18 protein-coding genes are annotated in these 18366 nt (G+C 66.2%); 9 read left to right on the forward strand and 9 right to left on the reverse strand.

Annotation, left to right across the window (positions count from 1 at the left end):
• Nucleotides 1-405 precede the first annotated feature (405 nt).
• Both EJ903_RS03090 and EJ903_RS03095 read left to right on the forward strand, forming a co-directional pair.
• Nucleotides 406-996: a transglycosylase SLT domain-containing protein gene (locus tag EJ903_RS03090; RefSeq protein WP_246015142.1), complete on the forward strand. Its 591-nt coding sequence runs from the start codon at nt 406-408 to the stop codon at nt 994-996.
• Between the two features lie 115 nt (nt 997-1111).
• Nucleotides 1112-1951, forward strand: coding sequence for a 23S rRNA (adenine(2030)-N(6))-methyltransferase RlmJ (locus EJ903_RS03095; protein ID WP_126612030.1), 840 nt, complete (start codon nt 1112-1114; stop codon nt 1949-1951).
• Nucleotides 1952-2040: 89 nt separating this feature from the next.
• Here the strand turns inward: EJ903_RS03095 and EJ903_RS03100 are convergent, their stop codons facing one another.
• From EJ903_RS03100 to EJ903_RS03120, 5 genes are all read right to left on the reverse strand, one after another.
• A complete protein-coding gene (locus tag EJ903_RS03100) occupies nt 2041-3015 on the reverse strand; it encodes a branched-chain amino acid ABC transporter permease (protein WP_126612032.1) in 975 nt (324 codons plus the stop codon).
• Between the two features lie 3 nt (nt 3016-3018).
• Nucleotides 3019-3906, reverse strand: coding sequence for a branched-chain amino acid ABC transporter permease (locus tag EJ903_RS03105; RefSeq protein ID WP_126612541.1), 888 nt, complete (start codon nt 3904-3906; stop codon nt 3019-3021).
• A gap of 95 nt (nt 3907-4001) precedes the next feature.
• The gene (locus tag EJ903_RS03110) at nt 4002-5228 is read right to left on the reverse strand and encodes an ABC transporter substrate-binding protein (protein ID WP_126612034.1); all 1227 of its coding nucleotides are present in this window, start codon (nt 5226-5228) and stop codon (nt 4002-4004) included.
• A gap of 418 nt (nt 5229-5646) precedes the next feature.
• On the reverse strand, nt 5647-6120 hold the full coding sequence (locus EJ903_RS03115) for a MarR family winged helix-turn-helix transcriptional regulator (protein ID WP_126612036.1): 474 nt from the start codon (nt 6118-6120) through the stop codon (nt 5647-5649).
• A 249-nt stretch (nt 6121-6369) separates the two neighbouring features.
• The gene (locus EJ903_RS03120; protein WP_126612038.1) at nt 6370-7431 is read right to left on the reverse strand and encodes an enoyl-CoA hydratase/isomerase family protein; all 1062 of its coding nucleotides are present in this window, start codon (nt 7429-7431) and stop codon (nt 6370-6372) included.
• 242 nt (nt 7432-7673) lie between these two features.
• On the opposite strand from EJ903_RS03120, the gene EJ903_RS03125 reads away from it, so the two are divergent.
• The 5 genes from EJ903_RS03125 to EJ903_RS03145 all read left to right on the forward strand — a co-directional run bounded on the left by EJ903_RS03125 (nt 7674) and on the right by EJ903_RS03145 (nt 12073).
• Entirely contained in the window at nt 7674-8567 is an 894-nt protein-coding gene (locus EJ903_RS03125) for a diacylglycerol kinase family protein (RefSeq protein WP_126612040.1), read from the forward strand.
• 19 nt (nt 8568-8586) lie between these two features.
• Nucleotides 8587-9435 (forward strand): metallophosphoesterase family protein, encoded by an 849-nt coding sequence (locus EJ903_RS03130; protein ID WP_126612041.1) that lies wholly within the window; start codon nt 8587-8589, stop codon nt 9433-9435.
• Between the two features lie 67 nt (nt 9436-9502).
• On the forward strand, nt 9503-10507 hold the full coding sequence (gene hemB / locus EJ903_RS03135; RefSeq protein WP_126612043.1) for a porphobilinogen synthase: 1005 nt from the start codon (nt 9503-9505) through the stop codon (nt 10505-10507).
• 132 nt (nt 10508-10639) lie between these two features.
• The gene (locus tag EJ903_RS03140; RefSeq protein WP_126612045.1) at nt 10640-11194 is read left to right on the forward strand and encodes a YbhB/YbcL family Raf kinase inhibitor-like protein; all 555 of its coding nucleotides are present in this window, start codon (nt 10640-10642) and stop codon (nt 11192-11194) included.
• A gap of 18 nt (nt 11195-11212) precedes the next feature.
• Complete coding sequence (locus EJ903_RS03145; protein WP_126612047.1) at nt 11213-12073, forward strand: helix-turn-helix transcriptional regulator; 861 nt, start codon at nt 11213-11215, stop codon at nt 12071-12073.
• 9 nt (nt 12074-12082) lie between these two features.
• Here the strand turns inward: EJ903_RS03145 and EJ903_RS03150 are convergent, their stop codons facing one another.
• On the reverse strand, nt 12083-12697 hold the full coding sequence (locus EJ903_RS03150; RefSeq protein ID WP_126612049.1) for a TetR/AcrR family transcriptional regulator: 615 nt from the start codon (nt 12695-12697) through the stop codon (nt 12083-12085).
• A gap of 97 nt (nt 12698-12794) precedes the next feature.
• Here EJ903_RS03150 and EJ903_RS03155 point away from each other — a divergent pair, with 97 nt between their 5' ends.
• Nucleotides 12795-13781 carry an aldo/keto reductase gene (locus EJ903_RS03155; RefSeq protein WP_126612051.1) on the forward strand — a complete coding sequence of 329 codons (987 nt, stop codon included), beginning with the start codon at nt 12795-12797 and terminating at the stop codon, nt 13779-13781.
• A 56-nt stretch (nt 13782-13837) separates the two neighbouring features.
• Here EJ903_RS03155 and EJ903_RS03160 read toward each other — a convergent pair whose 3' ends face one another.
• The 3 genes from EJ903_RS03160 to dapA all read right to left on the reverse strand — a co-directional run bounded on the left by EJ903_RS03160 (nt 13838) and on the right by dapA (nt 16311).
• Nucleotides 13838-14875 carry a class I SAM-dependent methyltransferase gene (locus tag EJ903_RS03160; RefSeq protein ID WP_126612053.1) on the reverse strand — a complete coding sequence of 346 codons (1038 nt, stop codon included), beginning with the start codon at nt 14873-14875 and terminating at the stop codon, nt 13838-13840.
• Between the two features lie 17 nt (nt 14876-14892).
• Nucleotides 14893-15366 carry an SsrA-binding protein SmpB gene (gene smpB / locus EJ903_RS03165; protein WP_126612055.1) on the reverse strand — a complete coding sequence of 158 codons (474 nt, stop codon included), beginning with the start codon at nt 15364-15366 and terminating at the stop codon, nt 14893-14895.
• A gap of 69 nt (nt 15367-15435) precedes the next feature.
• Entirely contained in the window at nt 15436-16311 is an 876-nt protein-coding gene (gene dapA / locus EJ903_RS03170; RefSeq protein ID WP_126612057.1) for a 4-hydroxy-tetrahydrodipicolinate synthase, read from the reverse strand.
• 36 nt (nt 16312-16347) lie between these two features.
• Here dapA and EJ903_RS03175 point away from each other — a divergent pair, with 36 nt between their 5' ends.
• Nucleotides 16348-18333 (forward strand): lytic transglycosylase domain-containing protein, encoded by a 1986-nt coding sequence (locus EJ903_RS03175; protein ID WP_126612059.1) that lies wholly within the window; start codon nt 16348-16350, stop codon nt 18331-18333.
• Nucleotides 18334-18366: the final 33 nt, after the last annotated feature.

The following is an 18366-nucleotide window of genomic DNA, read 5'->3' on the forward strand; positions in this document are numbered from 1 at the left end:
TTTTTATCAGGGAAAAATTAAGGGGTTGCACGCCCTTGTGCTCATTTTGAATATTTCATTATTTGCAATAATTTAGCGTGTCTTGACCCAAGGGCAACGGTCCCAGCGCATTCCGCTTTTGGCCACCCGTGACGGCGGGGCGGGGTATTACCGGGGCGTAATTGGGTTGACGATGCCTCAAATTTTTGGAAATGTTGCCCCGGCGTCCGATTGGGAGACGTCGAATTTTGGTGAGGAGGCGGTTGCCGTAAGCGACTCGGCGACCGGAACTTGGACCCCGCGCGGGGGGTCAACAGCCACCGTCACACACGGGGCACCAGACTGAGGAGGTCGGAGATGCGAGGACGAAAACAGCGCGTACACGTCACGCTTGGTGGCGCACTCGCACTGGCAACCGGACTCTTGATGGCTCCGCTGACCGCAACGTCAGCCCAGGCGCAAGAAAGCTGCGTGACCCACGCGGTCGACGCTGAACAGCAACTGGACATCCCCTCGGGTCTGTTGGTGGCGATAGCCCTGGTGGAAAGCGGGCAGGACGGTGCCCCCCACCCCTTCGCGATGAGCCTTCAGGGCCGCGCTTATTTCGCCCGCGGTGTCAACGACGCCGCCAAACAACTCCGCGACCGCAAGGGGCAAATCCGCTCCAACGTCTATGTCGGTTGCATGCAATTGTCGCTGGCGTCGCACCGCAGCCAGTTCCAGCCGATGGAACGCATCGTCGAGCCGCGCGACAACGTCTTTTACGCGGGTCGTCTGCTGGTCCGTCTGCACGGCGAGGAAGGCAACTGGAAATCCGCCGTGGCCCGCTACAACGGCGGTTCGACCCGCAGTTCCCAGGCCTATGTCTGCAAAATCTGGCAGAATCTGAGCGGCCTTGACCCGCAGAGCGCCAAGCTGCTCGCCTCCACCCGGTGCGAGGACAGCGAACCGGTCAGCGTGTCGCCCAAGACCCGCCGCAGCTTCCGCAACGCCCAGCAAGTGGCGTCGATCGATTGAGGCCGACGGTTGCGGCCTGTCTTTTGACAATCAGGGGCCAACACATCAGGCACGACAACCGCGCAACCATCATCCCATCTGGCGCGGATCGGCGTGATCGGGTAGATCCCGGTTCATGAATTACCGTCACATCTTTCACGCGGGCAACCCGGCCGACGTGATGAAGCACGCCATCATGGCGTTGATCCTGGACCATCTGCGCGTCAAGCCCGCCCCCTTTTGCGTGCTGGACACCCACGCCGGAATCGGCCGCTACGACCTGACCAGCGAGGCTGCGCAAAAGACGCTGGAGCATGAGGACGGCATCGCACGGCTGTTCGGTGCGCCCGCCCCCCACCCGGCCTTGACGCCCTATCTGGAGGCGGTGGCGGCGATCAACCCCGATGGGGTGCTGCGCGCCTATCCCGGCTCCCCCCGCATCGCCCGCGCCGCGCTGCGCCCACAGGATCGGCTTGTGTTGAGCGAGTTGCACCCGGAGGACGTTCGCACCCTGCGCCGGGAGTTCCGCGACGACCCGCAGGTGGCCGTTCACGAGACCGACGCCTATGTCGCGCTCAAGGCCCATTTGCCGCCCAAGGAAAAGCGCGGGCTGGTCCTGATCGACCCGCCCTTTGAACAGCCCGATGAGTTCGCGCGCATGGCCGACGGTCTCGCCGCCGCGCACCGGCGCTGGCCGACGGGCGTCTACGCCCTGTGGTACCCGATCAAGGAACGGGCGGCGGTCTGGCGTTTTCAGGACGCGGTGGAGAAAACCGGCATCCGCAAAATCCTGTTGGCGGAACTGACCTGGCACCCGGAAGACACCCATCTGCGCCTGAACGGCTCCGGCCTGCTGATCGTCAACCCGCCCTGGAAGCTGGACGAGACGGCGCGCGACCTTCTGCACACCCTGCACGACGCCTTGCCGACCTCCGGCGGCGGCGTGTCCGTGTCCTGGCTGGTCCCAGAGGCCTGACGCGCCCCGTCTGCGGGACGATCAAACAGCAACGGCGCGGGGTGACATCACCGCCGCGCCGTTTTGTTGTGAATCGAAAGGCGAACCGTTTACCGGCCGCCGCCACCAAAGCGGGCCAGGATTTCGCCGGCGATGCCGCGCCGGAACAGCAGCACGCAGGCCACAAAAATCGCGCCGATGACCACGGGAACCGGCAGGTTGGTCGCCGCCAGATAATTTTCCAAAGCAACGACCAGCGCCGCGCCGACCACCGGACCGGACAGGGTCCCCATGCCGCCCAGAAGGGTCATCAACACCACCTCGCCCGACATCTGCCATTGCACGTCGGTCAGGGTGGCGAGCTGGAAAACGATGGCCTTGGTGCCGCCCGCCATGCCCGCCAGCGCCGCCGACAGCGTAAAGGCCATCAGCTTGTAACGGTCGGTGCGGTAGCCCAACGAAATCGCGCGCGGCTCGTTCTCGCGGATCGCCTTCAGAACCTGCCCGAAGGGGGAATGCACCGTGCGCCAGATCACCGCGTAACCGAACAGGAAAACCACCAGCACAAAGTAATACATGGCAAAGGGCTGGTTGAGGTCGATGACGCCCAGCAGAACACCGCGCGGGACCGCCTGGATCCCATCCTCGCCGTGGGTGAAGGGCAATTGCAGGGCCAGGAAATAGACCATCTGCGACAGCGCCAGCGTGATCATGGAGAAATAGATCCCCTGCCGCCGGATGGCGATGGACCCGAACAGAACGCCCATGCCCGCCGCCGCAACGGTCCCCAGCAGAATGCCCAACTCCGGTGACAGCCCCCAGACCTTCACCGTGTGGGCGGTGACATAGGCAGCGCTGCCGAAAAAGGCGGCGTGGCCGAAGCTCAACAACCCGCCAAAGCCAATCAGCAGGTTGAAGGCGCAGGCGAACAGCGCGAAGCACAGCACCTTCATCAAAAAGACCGGGTACAGCGCGTAAGGCGCGACCAGCAGCACCGCCAACGCCACCAGCCCGACGATCCGGGCCAGCGATGAGCCACCGGCCTGAACCGCCACGGTCGCGGCACCTTGCGTAGGAACGCTCATGGCTTACCTCTCCCGTCCGAACAGACCGGCGGGCTTGATCATCAGCACCACCGCCATAATCACGAACACCACGATGTTGGACGCCTCGGGGTAGAAGACCTTGGTCAAGCCTTCCAGCAGGCCCAGGCCATAGCCGGTCAGCACCGCGCCCAGGATCGACCCCATGCCGCCGATGACCACCACGGCGAACACCACGATGATCAGGTTGGATCCCATCAGCGGGCTGACCTGATAGATCGGTGCCGCCAGCACCCCGGCCAACCCGGCCAGCGCCACGCCGAACGCGTAGGTCAGCGACACCATCACCGGCACGTTGATGCCAAAGGCCTGGACCAGCACCGGGTTTTCCGTGGCGGCGCGCAGGTAGGCCCCCAGCTTGGTTTTCTCAATCGCCAACCATGTGCTGAGGCAAACGATCAGCGAGGCGACCACCACCCAGCCGCGATAATTCGGCAGGAACATGAAGCCGAGATTTTGACCGCCGCGCAGCGCCTCCGGAATCGGATAGGGCTGACCGGACACGCCGTAAAAATGCCGGAACCCACCCTCGATCATCAGCGCGCAGCCGAAGGTCAGCAGCAGCCCATAGAGGTGGTCAAGCTTGTACAGCCGCGACAGCAGCGTCTTTTCCAGCGCGATGCCAAACAGCCCGACGATGATCGGCGCGATCAGCAACGCCCACCAATAGCCGACACCAAGCTGGGTCAGCAGCAGCCAGGAGACGAAGGCCCCCATCATGTACAGCGCGCCATGCGCAAAATTGATGACGTTCAACATCCCGAAGATCACCGCCAGCCCCAGGCTGAGCAGCGCGTAAAAGGATCCGTTGATCAACCCCAGCAAAAGCTGGCCAAACAGCGCCTGTGGCGGAATGCCGAATATGGTTCCCATCATCACCGTCGATCTCCCCCGCGCGGATCCGCCCGGTGCCGCTGTTGTGCGGGCCACCGGGCGGATCGCGCCTCGTCACAGCCAGACTGCGGCGGTTACTTCGCGAGCTTGCAGCCGCTTTCCTCGACGGTCGCAAAGGCCTCGTTGCCGGGAATGGTGGCCAGGATCTGGTAATAATCCCACGGCCCCTTCGATTCGGACGGCTTCTTGACGCGGGCCAGATACATGTCATGCACCATGCGGCCGTTCGCCAGGATCTTGCCGTTCTTGGCGAACATGTCGTTGACCGGCATCTCCTTCATCTTCGCGGCCACGGTCGGGCCGTCGTCGGTCCCGGCCGCCTCGATCGCCTTCAGATAATGGCGAACGGCGGAGTAGCTGCCCGCCTGGACCATGGTCGGCATCTTGCCGAACTTGTCGAAGAACTTCTTCGACCAGGCGCGCTTCTCGTCGTCCATGTCCCAATAGAAGCCGGTGGTCAGGACAAGATCCTGCGCCACCGACAGGCCGAGCGCGTGGACGTCGGAGATGAACAGCAGCAGACCGGCGAGCTTTTGCTGACCGCTCTGGGTCAGGCCGAATTCCGACGCCTGCTTGATCGAGGTGATGGTGTCGCCGCCCGCGTTGGCCAACGCGACGATCTTGGCCCCCGACGATTGCGCCTGCAGCAGGAAGGACGAAAAGTCCGAGGTGTTGAGCGGGTGGCGCACCGCCCCCATCACCTGCCCGCCCGCCTTCTTGACCTCGGCGGCGGTGTCGGCCTCAAGCTGATGACCAAAGGCGTAGTCGGCGGTCAGGAAATACCAGCTGCTGCCGCCCTGTTTGACCATGGCGCGCCCGGTGCCGACGGCCAGAGCGCGGGTGTCATAGGCCCAGTGGAAGCCGGTCGGGGAGCAGGCGTCGCCGGTCAGGCGCGAGGTGGCCGGGCCTTCCATCAGGAAGATCTTTTTCTTGTCGCGCGTCACCTCCTGCACCGCCAGCGCCACGCCGGAGTTGGGGACGTCCACGATCACATCGACGCCGTCCTGATCGATCCATTGACGGGCGATGTTGGAGCCGATGTCCGGCTTGTTCTGGTGGTCGGCGGTGATGACCTGGATGGGCTTGCCGAGGATCTTGCCGCCGAACTCCTCCGCCGCCATGCGGGCGGCCACGGCCGACCCCTCGCCACCAAGGTCGGTGTAGAGACCGGAGCGGTCGTTCAACACACCGATCTTGACCGCATCACCAGAGACCCCTTGGGCCGACGCCGATCCGGCGGACAGCGCGGTCCCGATGGTCAGGGCGGTCAAAGCGGCTCCGGCCAAAAGACGTGCGTTCATGGACGTGTTCTCCCCCTTCGCGATTCTTGGGTGTGATTCCTGGGCAACCGTTGACGGCAAACTTCGAAAACACCGGGAGGGCATCCGACGCGGCGAACCGGTTTCAGACGAAACGGGTTCAGCCCGGCGCGCCCCCCTTCCACACATCACTATGCAGGGGTATCGCCTTGTAAGCGAAGCGGAATTTCAGTCATCACAACAAAATTCATTCAGCCAATCATCGCCCCTGTCCTTTTGCATCCGCAGGTGTATGGTGAACGGCTTTCGCCATGCCCGCTGTCGCAAAAGGCGCGGAAACGAAAACACCCCCGGCACCGGGGTGCACGGGGGCGTTCTCAATCGAGCCATCATTGGGCCTAGGCCCTTTGGATCGCATCACCGCCTGAGCCGGAGGCTGGCCGATCCACGCCTGAACCTGTCAGGCCGCCGACGTCATCGGAAAACCGCTGTAATCCAGCGACGCCGACCAGAAACGCTCCAGCTTGCGCATCGTCTCGTTGGCCTTGTTCAGTTCCTCGTCGCTGAAACCGGCCTTTTCCAGGGCGGTCAACTGACGCTCGAACATCTGGCTGATCTTTTCGCGCAGATCCAAACCCTTTTCCGACAGGCGGACGCGCACCGACCGACGGTCGTGCGGCGAACGCTCCTGCCCAAGATAGCCGTTCTCGACCATCTTCTTCACATTGTAGGACACGTTGGAGCCGAGATAGTAGCCGCGCGCGGTCAATTCACCGACCGTCATCTCGTCTTCGCCGATGTTGTAGAGAATCAGGCTCTGGACGTTGTTGATGTCCTGGATCCCCAAGCGATCCAGTTCGGTCTTAAGCACCTCGAGGAAATGGCGGTGAAGCCGCTCAATCAGCAGGATGCTTTCGTAATAGGGTTTGCGCACCGCGGTCTCCTTTGGCTCGATCCGGCCGATCCCCGCGCAAGGACGTGACCGGAACCTTAAGGCCAGATTAACCGATCATTCGTCGCCAATCATCTTAATAATTCTGGAAAAAATGCCATTTCCCCGAGCCAAAGGCACGGGATGCAGACCCCAGGTCCGGTTAAAAGCTCCTGTGGTTTCAGCGGGTGATCCCACTGAAACCACAGGGCTTTGTCTCATGCTGGGCCGTTGACGGCGGGAGATGCGCGATCAGGCGGGAAAGGCCAGATCGCCGCCTTCCGGTTCAACAAAATGGTCGGCGACCAGCGCGGGGCCAACCGCGTCCAGGCTGGACGGCGACCATTTCGGGCTGCGGTCCTTGTCGACCAGGGCGGCGCGCACCCCTTCGAAAAAGTCCACGCCCTTCAGGCAGGCGGTGCTCAAACGCAACTCCTGGATCATGCAGCCGTCAAAATCCAGTCGGCCGCCGCGCCGAATGGCCTCCAACGTCACCTTCAGGCTGGTCGGCGACACGCGGTTGAGGGTGGCGAGCTGCCCGGCGGCCCACTCCGTGCCTTCCGCCGTCAGGGCCGCGATGATCTCCTCCACCGTGTCGAAGGCGTAGCAACGGTCGATCGCCGCGCGATGAACGGCGTTGGGGGCGTCGCCCGCCGAGTCCCGACGCTTGGCGATGGCCTCGTCCGGGGGCGTTCCGGCGGCCAGATCGTCGATCAGATCCTCCAGCCGGTCGCTGGGCACGAAGGCATCGGCCGCGTTGATCGCCAGCATGTCCGCCGCCTTCAGCCGGTCGCCGGTCAGGCCCAGCCAAGTGCCGGTCATCCCCGGCAGGCGCGGCAGGAAATAGGTGCCGCCGACGTCGGGATACAGGCCGATCCCGGTTTCCGGCATGGCGAACAGCGTGCGTTCGGTGACGACCCGGTGGGAGCCATGCTCCGACAGCCCGACGCCGCCGCCCATCGAAATGCCGTCGAGCAGCGCGACATAGGGCTTGGACAGGCGCTTGATGAGGCGATTGAGGATGTATTCCTCGCTGAAGAAGGCGCGGATCGACGAGCCGTCGCCCTGCCCGGCCTTCGCGGCCTTGCCCGCCTCATACAGGCTGACCACATCGCCACCGGCGCAGAAGGCCTTTTCGCCGGCACCCTGGATGACCACCGCCTTCACCTCGGGATCGGCGTCCCAGGCGCGCAGTTGCGGGTCGAACAGGCGAATCATCCCCAGCGTCAGGGCGTTCAGCGCCTTCGGACGGTTGAGCGTGACCAGGGCAATCGCCCCACGGCGTTCAAACAGGATCTCAGCGTTGTCGCTCATCGGATTGATTTTTCTCGATTGTTGATGGTTGTGGTCTCGAACCGGCCAACGAACAGGAACCGGTGCGCGGCGCGTCCTCCTTCGGGCAATGGTGGAAATCATACGGGACGGCAGGCCGCTGTCAAATCAACCATACGGCAACGGATGGATTTCGCTCCCCGCCTTTTTCCATCCGGCACGGGTTGGCGGGACGGCTTGGCGTCCACATGTGTGCGGGAGCGCCTTGGAACCGGAACACCGCCATGAAAATCGCCTTGCTGCTCAACCGGTCCGCCGGATCCCTGGTGGACCAGCCGGTGGACGATGTTCTGGAGGCGGTGCGCCGCCCGTTCGCAGCGCAAGGGGCGGAGGTGATGGCGCAGGCGGTGGATGGGGCCGATTGCACCGCCGCCATCGCCCGCGCGCTGGCGTCCGACGCCGACGCGCTGGTGGTTGGCGGCGGGGATGGAACGGTCAACAGCGCGCTGCGCCAGATCCTGCCGACCGGAAAGGCGTTGGGCGTGCTTCCCTTGGGCACTCTCAACATGTTGGCGCGTGATCTTAACACGCCGATTGAGATCAACGCGGCGGCCAGCGCGCTCGCCAATGGCCGCATCCGCGCCATCGACGTGGCCGAGGTGAACGGCGCGCCCTACCTCAACAGCTCGATCCTCGGGTTCTATCCCACGGTGGTGCGGGAACGGGAACGGCATCGGCGGGTCCATCGCTGGCTGAAATGGCCGGGGTCAGCCTGGGCGATGGCCAAGGCGCTCTACCGCCTGCCGCTGCTGGACGTGCAAATCGATTGGGGCGACGGGCTGCGCCATGTGCGGACGCCGATTCTGGCGGTGTCCAACAATCTGTATGATGATGGCTATGGGTTGCCGTTGCGGCGCACGGTTCTGGATGGTGGTCGGTTGGGCGTGTATGTGGCGCGGGACCGCAGCGCCCTGTCCTTGCTGCGCCTGATGGGCCGCCTGGCCTTGGGCCGCTGGAAAGAGGATGAAGGGCTGGATTGCTTCACCGTCACCCGCCTGACCGTGGCCAGCCACCGCCGCGCCCTGTCGATGGCGAACGATGGCGAGGTGTCGCGGCTCTCGTCACCGCTTCACTACAAGATTCGTCCATTGGCTCTGAGGGTTATGGCATCGTCCTGATGCGGTTTGTGAGGTTTCGATGAAGCGGTTGGCCCACCTGTCCGATCTGCATTTCGGGCGGATCGACGCGCGGGTGGTGGCCGGGCTGCTGGCCGATCTGGTCCACACCGGCCCCGATGGCGTCGTGATCTCCGGCGATCTGGTGCAGCGGGCCAAGCCGGACCATTTCGCCATGGCGCGGGCCTTTCTGGAGGAACTGCCCTTCCCCTATCTGGTGGTTCCCGGAAATCACGATATTCCCGTCTACAACCTCATCAAGCGGTTCACCGATCCGTTCCGCCTGTACCGTCGCTGGATCAGCGCCGACCTCAGCCCGTTCCACGTCGATGACGACATCGCCATCCTTGGCCTGACCACCGCCCGGGCCATCGGTGTCGATTTCACCGCCGGACGGATCAACCGGGCGCAGATCGCCCGGATCCGCGACGTGTTCGATCCGTTGCCGGACCGGCTGTTCAAGATCGTGTTCGCCCATCACCCGTTTTTGCCGCCCCCCGACGCGCCGGACACGCCGCTGGTGGGTCGGCATGGGTTGGCATTGTCCGCGCTGGAGTCCTGCGGCGTCGATCTGATCCTGTCCGGGCATCTGCACCGCGCCTACACCGGCGACGCCGCCATCCGCCACCCCGGCCTGTCGCGCTCGATCCTGGCGTCGCACGCCGCGACGGCCACCTCCACCCGGCTGCGGGGGGAGGCCAACGCCTACACCCTCATCACCGTTGATCCGCCCCGTGTGTCGTTCCGGCTGCGGGTGTGGGACGGCGACCGCTTCACCGCCGGATCGCGCAGCGATTGGCGCAAGGACACGGACCGTTGGGTCCTGGACACGGAAGCCAACCCATCGGCACCGCAGCACCCCCTCGCTTGAGGTTGAGTTTGCCGGGGGCGCGGGCGTAGGATCGCGCACCCGATTTCACGAGCGCTGTGGTTCCCCGATGCCGATCTCCGTCCCCGCCTCCTTCCCGCGCACCCGTCTGCGCCGCAACCGCGCCGACGCCTGGACCCGGCGTCTGGTGGCCGAGCACACGCTGACGGTTGATGACCTGATCTGGCCGGTCTTCGTGATCGAAGGGGAGAACCAGCGGGTTCCGGTGGCGTCGATGCCCGGCGTGGAACGGATGACCATCGACCTGCTGTCCGAAGCGGTGGTGGAGGCCGGATCGCTCGGCATCCCCTGCGTCGCCCTGTTCCCGGTGGTGGGTTCGGACGCGAAGTCGGAGGACGCGGCGGAAGCCTACCGCCCCGACAATCTGATGAACCGGGCGATCCGCGCCTTGAAGGCGGCGGCCCCCGACGTGGGCGTGCTGTGCGACGTGGCGCTCGACCCCTACACCAGCCACGGCCATGACGGCATCCTGCGCGACGGTTACATCCAGAACGACGAGACGGTCGAGATCCTCGCCCGTCAAGCGCTGTCGCAGGCCGACGCCGGGGCCGACATCGTCGCGCCGTCGGACATGATGGACGGGCGCATCGGCACCATCCGCGACCGGCTGGACGCCAGCGGGCACGAGCTGGTGCGCGTCTGCTCCTACGCCGCCAAATACGCCTCGGCCTTTTACGGCCCGTTCCGCGACGCTGTGAATTCCGGCGGTTTCCTGAAGGGCGACAAGAAGACCTACCAGATGAACCCGGCCAACACCGACGAGGCGCTGCGCGAGGTCGCCCACGACATCCAGGAGGGGGCCGACATGGTGATGGTCAAGCCCGGCCTGCCCTATCTCGACGTTATCCGCCGGGTGAAGGACGCCTTTGCCATGCCGACCTTCGCCTATCACGTCTCCGGTGAATACGCGATGCTCCGCGCCGCCGCGCTCAACGGCTGGCTTGATTACGACAAGGCGCTGATCGAAACGCTGACCGGCTTCAAACGGGCGGGCTGCGACGCGGTGCTGACCTATGGCGCGGTGGACGCGGCCCGGCTGCTGCACCGGGGCTGAGCGCCGCACGGATCGCCTGAGCAAAGATCGCCTGAGCAAAACGGGCGCGTGTTTGAGCGGATCGGGGCCACGGCGCTGGCCCCGCCCCTCTATCGTCGGGACCACACACCCCGAACCGATGGAGACCCGCCAATGCGCGCCCCGTTCCTGTCCCTCACCGCCGCCCTGCTGGCCCTGGCCGCCCTGCCCGCCGCCGCGTTCGAGCTGCGCAGCCCCGACCTGTCGGCGGACAAGCCGATGGCGATGACCCAGGTGGCCAACGGCTTCGGCTGCACCGGCGGCAATGTGTCTCCGGCCTTGAGCTGGAGCGACCCGCCCGCCGGAACCCGCAGCCTCGCCGTCACCGCCTATGACCCGGACGCGCCGACCGGCAGCGGCTGGTGGCATTGGCTGGTCTTCAACCTGCCCGCCAGCGCCCGCAGCCTGCCCGCCGGGGCCGGTGACGCCGCCGGGGCCAAGCTGCCCGCCGGCGTGGTGCAGAGCCGCACCGACGTGGGCAGCCCCGGCTATTTCGGCCCCTGCCCGCCGGTGGGCGACGCGCCGCACCGCTACATCTTCACCGTGCACGCGTTGAAGGTGGACGCGCTGCCGATGGTCACGGCGGACTCCTCCGGCGCGATGATCGGCTATTTCCTGACCGCCAACAGCCTGGGGACCGCGTCTCTGACCGCGCGCTTTGGCCGTTGATGGGATAGGATACGCGTCATGACCGACGATCCGTTCGCCAAGCTCACCCGCTATGCCGCCCGCGACAACCGCCCCAGCGGCGGCGTGCCGCAAGCCCCGACCTTGGGCAGCTTCATCGCCCGCGACCGCGAACGGATCGCCGATCTTGAGGTCAGCGCCACCGGTTTCATCATTCTGCTGGATGGGCGGAAGGAGATCAGCGACGCCGACGGCAGCCATCATTATCGCAAGGGCGACGCCCTGCTGTTGCCCGCCGGTTGGCGCGGCACGGTGGTGAACGAACCCGACCCGACCAGCGGGTTTTACCGCTCCCTGATTTTGCTGTTCCCGGCCGAGATGGTGCGCCGCCTGCTGCGCGCCCACGGCGACGCCCTCATCGGCGATGGGCGGCGCGCCCGCGATTACCGGGTGACGCCCACCCCCGGCCTGAGCGACGCGGTGCTGCACGCCGCCGAGGGCCTGTCCCGCACGCCACCGCTCAGCCCGTCCATCGTCGAGCACCGCTGCATGGAGGTGTTGCTTGCCCTGCTGGAAAGCGGTGTGTGGTGGCTGGGTCCGGTCGCCCCGAACGGGTTGGTGGAGGCGGTGCGCGCGCTGGTCCGCAGCCAACCCGATCAGGCCTGGACCGCGGAACGCGTCGCCAGCGCGCTGAACCTCAGCAACGCCACCCTGCGCCGCCGTCTGGCCGAGGAGGACAGCTCCGTCCGCCGCATCATGACGGAAGAGCGGGTTGCCCACGCCCGCCATTTGCTGGAAACCGAAGGACGAACGGTGCAGGAGGCGGCGGAAGCCTGCGGCTACGCCTCCCGCTCCCACTTTGCCCGGCGGGTCCGCAGCGCCACCGGCCGCACACCGTCGGCGTTGCAGCGCGGCGGGTGACGCTCTACGTCAGCGGCCATAGGCCCGCATCAACTGCCCCACCGCCTCGGCGATCACGCGGTCGTCGTCGGCGTGGACCGGCAGGCCGAGCATGGTCGGCCAGAACATCACCTCCTTGATGCCGCCCAGATACTGGCTTGCCACCGTCGCCGGGTCAGGGGCGTTCAGGCGGCCGCGCGCGTGCTGGCTGGCGATGTAGGTTTCCAGCAGCGCCACGGCGCGGCTTTTCCCCTCCTTCAGATAATCCTCGGCCAAATCGGGGAAACGCTGGTGTTCGGCGATGACCAGCCGCAACAGGCCCTTCACCTCCGGGCGGCGCATGTGGGTCAGCAATTCGCGGGTGAAGGCGGGCAGCACCGCGTCGGGTGGTTGATCGGGCGGTAGGCGGCCGGGATCGGCGACGTTCAACCCCTCATACAAACCGGCGACCACGGCGCGGAACAGGTCGCGCTTGCCGGGAAAATGGTTGTAGACGGTGCGTTTGGACACGCCCGCCTCGGCGGCGATGGCGTCCATCGAGGTCGCCTCATAGCCCTGGGTGGTGAAGGCGCGGGTTGCCGCCTGCACCACCGCGCGGCGTTTGGCGTCGCCGCGCCCGGTTGGACCGTCGTTGCCGATTGACATGGCTCTCCCCATAAAAGTACACTGCACCGTGTAGTGTACTTCCAAATCTTCCTGCGTCACTGTAATCCGCCCCACCACGGGGCGGGAGGGGAAAAGCATGGACCAACGCACCCTGGGTGGAACCTCCCTGACCGTGTCGGCCCTTGGGTTGGGCTGCATGGGCATGTCGGAGTTTTACGGACCGACCGACGATTCCCAATCGCTCGCCACGCTGGAACGGGCGTTCGAGCTGGGCGTCACCCATTTCGACACGGCGGACATGTATGGGTCCGGCCACAATGAAACGCTGCTCGCCCGCTTTTTGCCCGGCAAGCGCGACCGTCTGGTGATCGCCACCAAATTCGGCATCGTCCGCCAACCCGGCGTCTATGACCGCAGCATCGACAGCAGCCCGGCCTATCTGCGCCGTGCCTGCGAGGAGTCGCTGAAGCGGTTGGGGGTGGACGCCATCGATCTCTATTACGCCCACCGCCTGAACCCGGATGTTCCGGTGGAAGAGACGGTCGGGGCGATGGCCGATCTGGTCCGGGCGGGTAAAATCCGGGCGCTGGGCCTGTGCGAGGTGTCCGCCGCCACCCTGCGCCGCGCCCACGCCGTCCACCCCATCGCCGCCGTGCAGAGCGAATATTCCCTGTGGACCCGCGACATGGAGGCGGAGGTGTTGCCGACCTGCCGGGAATTGGGCGTGTCGCTGGTCGCCTACGCCCCGTTGGGCCGAGGCTTGCTGACGGCGACGATCACCAACCCGGCGCACTTGGCCGACAATGATTTCCGCCGCATCGCCCCGCGCTTCCAGGACGGGAATCTGGACTCCAACCTGCGTTTGGTGGAGGCGGTGAAGGCGCTGGCGGCGACCAAGGGCTGCACGCCGGGGCAAATCGCCTTGGCGTGGCTGTTGGCGCAGGGCACCGACATCCTGCCGATCCCCGGCACCAAGCGCATCGCCTATCTGGAGGACAATGTCGGAGCCGCCGCCGTCACCCTGTCAGCGGCGGAGGTGGCCGCCCTGTCCGACGCGCTGCCGCCCGGTGCGGCCAGCGGCGACCGTTACCCGGAGGCGGGGATGCGGGGACTGAACGCCTGAAAGCCTGAAAGCCTGAACAGGGCCTGACACGCTGGCCATCCGGTTGGGGAGGCCGTTTACTTCGGCGTCCCCGACCAGACTTGGAACTGCGGCGTTTCCAGCAGCAGGTCGGAATGGCCGAAGGCGGTCTTGAACAGCTTGCCCACGCCCGCCGTGCGCTGCGTCACCGCGATCAGCGTGCCGCGCAGCTTCAGATATTGCTTGGTTCCGGCCACCAGCGCTTCCAGCATGCCGAAATCCTCGTCCTTGCCACGGTGCAGCGGCGGGTTGGACAGGATCAGGCCGAAGCGCTCGCGGGTGCCCAGACCGTCCAGGCCATCGCTCAACACCAGTTCGGCCCCCGGCACATTCTGACGGGCGGCGTGCAGCGCCACCGCGTCGATGTCCAGCAAGGTCAATGGCGCCTCGGGCTGGCGTTCGCGCACGGCGCGCCCGATCACCCCGGCCCCACAGCCGAAATCCAGCACGCGCACGCCCGCCGCGATGTCCGGCAACACCCGCAACAGGCATTCGGTCCCAGCGTCCAAGCGGCCATGGGCGAACAGGCCGGGGTAGCTGACCAGATCGAGCGGGCTGGCCGGTGCGGGCAGCGGCAGGGTGACGGTTTCCCGCCAATCCTCCAACTGGCCACGCGCGGATTCCGCCGTCCGGCGGGTTTCCAGAACGCGGGCGCGCCGTTTGATGATGAGGGTTTCCGCCCCCTCGACCAACCCGTCGAAGCGCTTGACCGCCGAGGTCACGCCCTCGTCGTTGCTGCCGACGATCCACAGCGGCGCGCCAACCGGCAACCGGGCGGCCAGCGCGTGCAGGGCCATTTCGAACGACGCCCAACCGCGCGGCAAACGCAGCACCGCGCCATCGAACGCCCCATCGGCGGGCCACGCCGTTGCGCCGTCACGGCTGGCACCCGTCGTGGCCAGTCGCAGCCACGGAACGACCTCCGCCCCGCCCGCCCGCAGCGCGTCGGCGATGCCGCCGTCGCTGTCGAAGGCCACCAGAATGCGGCCCTGCGGCTTGCGCTCGCTCAACGCCTCCGCCGCGACGGCGGCGATGGTGGAATCGCGATCCGTCGCGCGGTTGTCCAGTCGGCTCACCACTCAAACCTTTTTTGTCAGTTCTTGTCCCGCATCAGCCGCGCCTTGTCGCGCTGCCAGGTGCGTTCCTTTTCGGTTTCGCGCTTGTCGTGCTTCTTCTTGCCGGTGGCGACGCCGATCTCGACCTTGGCCATGCCGCGATCGTTGAAATAGATCGACATCGGAATCAGCGTCACGCCCTTTTGCTTGATGCCAGCGGCGAGCTTGTCCAGCTCCCGCCGACGGATCAGCAGCTTGCGCGGGCGTTTGGGTTCGTGCTGAAGCCAGCGCCCGGCCTGGAGATATTCCGGGATGTAGGCGTTGAACAGGAACAGCTCCCCGCCCTTCAGCCCGGCATAGGCCTCGTTCACGCTGGCGCGGCCACCGCGCAGGGATTTCACCTCGGTGCCGGTCAACATGATTCCGGCTTCCAGCGTGGAATCGATGAAGAAATCGAAGCGCGCACGGCGGTTCTGCGCCGCGTATTTTTTTACTTCCGTCTCGCGCGACACAGCGTCACTCCTTGCGGCCTGCCGCGCGTCGCAACGCACGGCAGGCCGTTGGTCATCAGATCATGGTCATCAGGTCAGCAGGCCAGCCTTGGTCATCGCCGCGCGCACGGACGCGCGGGCGCTGTCGCTGGCCGGAACCAGGGGCAGGCGCACCTCGTCGGTGGCCAGACCCAGCAGGCTGGCGGCGAACTTCACCGGAGCCGGGCTGGTTTCCACGAACATGGCGTCGTGCAGCGGGGTCAGCACGTCGCGCAGGCGGAAGGCCTCCGTCAGGTCGCCCTTGGCCCAGGCGGTTTGCATGGCCGAGCACAGCGAAGGCGCGATGTTGGCCGTCACCGAGATGCAGCCGACGCCGCCTTGGGCGTTGAAGGCCATCGCCGTGGCGTCCTCGCCCGACAGTTGGATGAAGTCGGAACCGACCTCCGCCAGCAGGCGCGACGGGCGCGACAGGTCGGCGGTGGCGTCCTTCACGCCGATGATGTTCGGCAGCTTGGCCAGACGGGCCATGGTCGCCACCGACATATCCACGACACTCCGGCCCGGAATGTTGTAAATGAAGATCGGAAAATCCGCCGCGTCATGGATCGCCTTGAAATGCTGGTACAGACCCTCTTGAGACGGCTTGTTGTAATAGGGCGTGACCACGAGCGCCGCCTGCGCGCCCGCCTTCTTGGCGTGGCGGGTCAGGGCGATCGCCTCGTCGGTAGAGTTGGAACCGCTGCCGGCCATCACCGGAACCTTGCCGCCCGCCGCCTCGATGCACAGCTCGACGACCCGGTTGTGTTCCTCATGGCTGAGAGTCGGCGATTCGCCGGTCGTGCCGCAGGGAACGAGGCCGTGCGTGCCCTGGGCCACCTGCCATTCCACGAAGGACTGAAAGGCAGCCTCGTCCACTTTCCCGCCCTTGAACGGAGTCAAGAGAGCGACGATGGAACCGTGAAACATGGCTGCCTCCTTGAACGGACTGCTGGAAAAAAAGAGTTGCGCACCTTAGACCTCCCCGCCGCTGTGGGCAAGAGCGCCCGGCTTGCTCTGATCGCCGCCCTGCTCTGCCTTCCCATCACCAGCCTGGCCGACGCCGCCGCCCTCAACCCGGCGGACGCCGCGCTGTACCGGCAGGCGTTCAAGGCCGCCGACAACGACCGACTCGACGAGGCGCAGCGGCTGGCCGCGCAGGCCGGGGAACGGCTGCCCGCCAAGGTCATCCGCTGGCTGGCGCTGACCGCGCCCACCGGCGGGGCCAGCTTTGACGAGATCGCCGCCTTTGTCCGCGACAACCCGTCCTGGCCCAATCTGGCCCCTTTGCGGCGGCAGGCGGAAAAGGCGATCCCGCCCGGCACCGATCCGTCGGTCCTGATCGACTGGTTCCGGCAGTATCCGGCCCTGACCAACGACGGCTTTCTGCAACACGCCGACGCCTTGATCGCCACCGGCAGCGCCGAACGCGCCACCCCGCTGATCCGCGCCCGCTGGGTCGAGGCGACGCTGACCGCCTACGACGAGGCCGCCTTCCTGGGGCGCTACCGCTCCTTTCTGCGGGCGCAGGACCACAAGGCCCGCATCGACCGGCTGCTGTGGGACCGGCAGGAGGCGGCGGCGCGCCGCATGCTGCCGCTGTTCGACGACGCCTATGACACCCTGATCGAGGCGCGGATCGCCCTGGACGGCGACAAGCCGGGGGCCGAGGCCGCCGCCGCGCGGGTGGCGTCCAGCCTCGCCAACGATCCGGGCCTGCTGTTCGACCTCGCCCGCTACCGCCGCCGCAAGGGCGACGACACCGGCGCGCTGGCCATCGTGACGCAGGCCCCGGCGGAGATGGGCCGCCCGCAATCCTGGTGGAGCGAGCGGCAGTTGCTGGCCCGCCGCGCCATCGAGCGCAGCGACTTCAACCTCGCCTATCAGTTGGTCAAGGCCCACGGGCAAAAGGACGGGTCGGGGCTGGCCGAGGCGGAGTTCCTGGCCGGGTTCATCGCCCTGCGCTTCCTCGACCAGCCGTCGGACGCGTTCGCCCATTTCCACAAGCTCTACCGGTCCGTCACCGCGCCGATCAGCAAGGCGCGCGGGGCTTATTGGTGCGGACGGGCGGCGGAGGCCACCGGCCAGACCGCCCAGGCGCGCGAATGGTTCGCCAAGGCCGCCCCCTACGGCACGACCTTTTACGGGCAATTGTCGGCCCGTCATCTGGGCGACGGCCGCGTGACCCTGCCCAACCCGCCGTCGGTGTCGAACGCCGACGCCACCGCCTTTGAACGGTGGGAGCTGGTGCAAGTCGCCCGGATGCTGTCGGAGATTCTGGGCCGCGACGACGACCGTCTGGCCGCCTTCCTGCGCCGCATCAGCCTCGATTCCAAGACGCCCACCGATTACACGCTGGCCGCGCGGCTGGCGGGGGAGATCGGTCGGCGCGATCTGGCGGTCGCCGCCGCCAAGGACGCCGCGCAGAACGAGGTGTTCCTGGTCGATGCCGGGTATCCGGTGATCGAGGAGCGGCCCAGCGCCCCCGAACCGGCGCTGATCCACGGCATCATCCGCCAGGAAAGCACCTTCAACACGCAGATCGTCTCGTCGGCGGGCGCGCGCGGGTTGATGCAGTTGATGCCCAGCACGGCGCAGCTCGTCGCCGGAAAGCTGGGGTTGAAGCATTCGGTTCCCCGGCTGACCGCCGACCCCGCCTTCAACATGACCTTGGGATCGGCCTATCTCAGCGAGTTGATCGACCGCTTCAACGGCTCCTACATTCTGGCGATTGCCGGGTACAACGCCGGGCCGGGCCGGGTGCGGCAGTGGATCCAAGCCTATGGCGATCCGCGCAGCGGCAACATCGACCCTGTGGATTGGATCGAGCTGATCCCGATCTACGAAACACGCAACTATGTGCAGCGGGTGATGGAAGCGGTGCTGGTCTATCGCGCCAAATTGCAGGGGCCGAGCGCCGACCTGAATTTGGACCGCGATCTGCGGCGCTGATCACAGCACGGATCCCCAACCCCACAGATCCCC

This window comes from Azospirillum griseum (assembly GCF_003966125.1).
In the GTDB taxonomy this organism is placed as follows: Bacteria; Pseudomonadota; Alphaproteobacteria; order Azospirillales; family Azospirillaceae; genus Azospirillum; species Azospirillum griseum.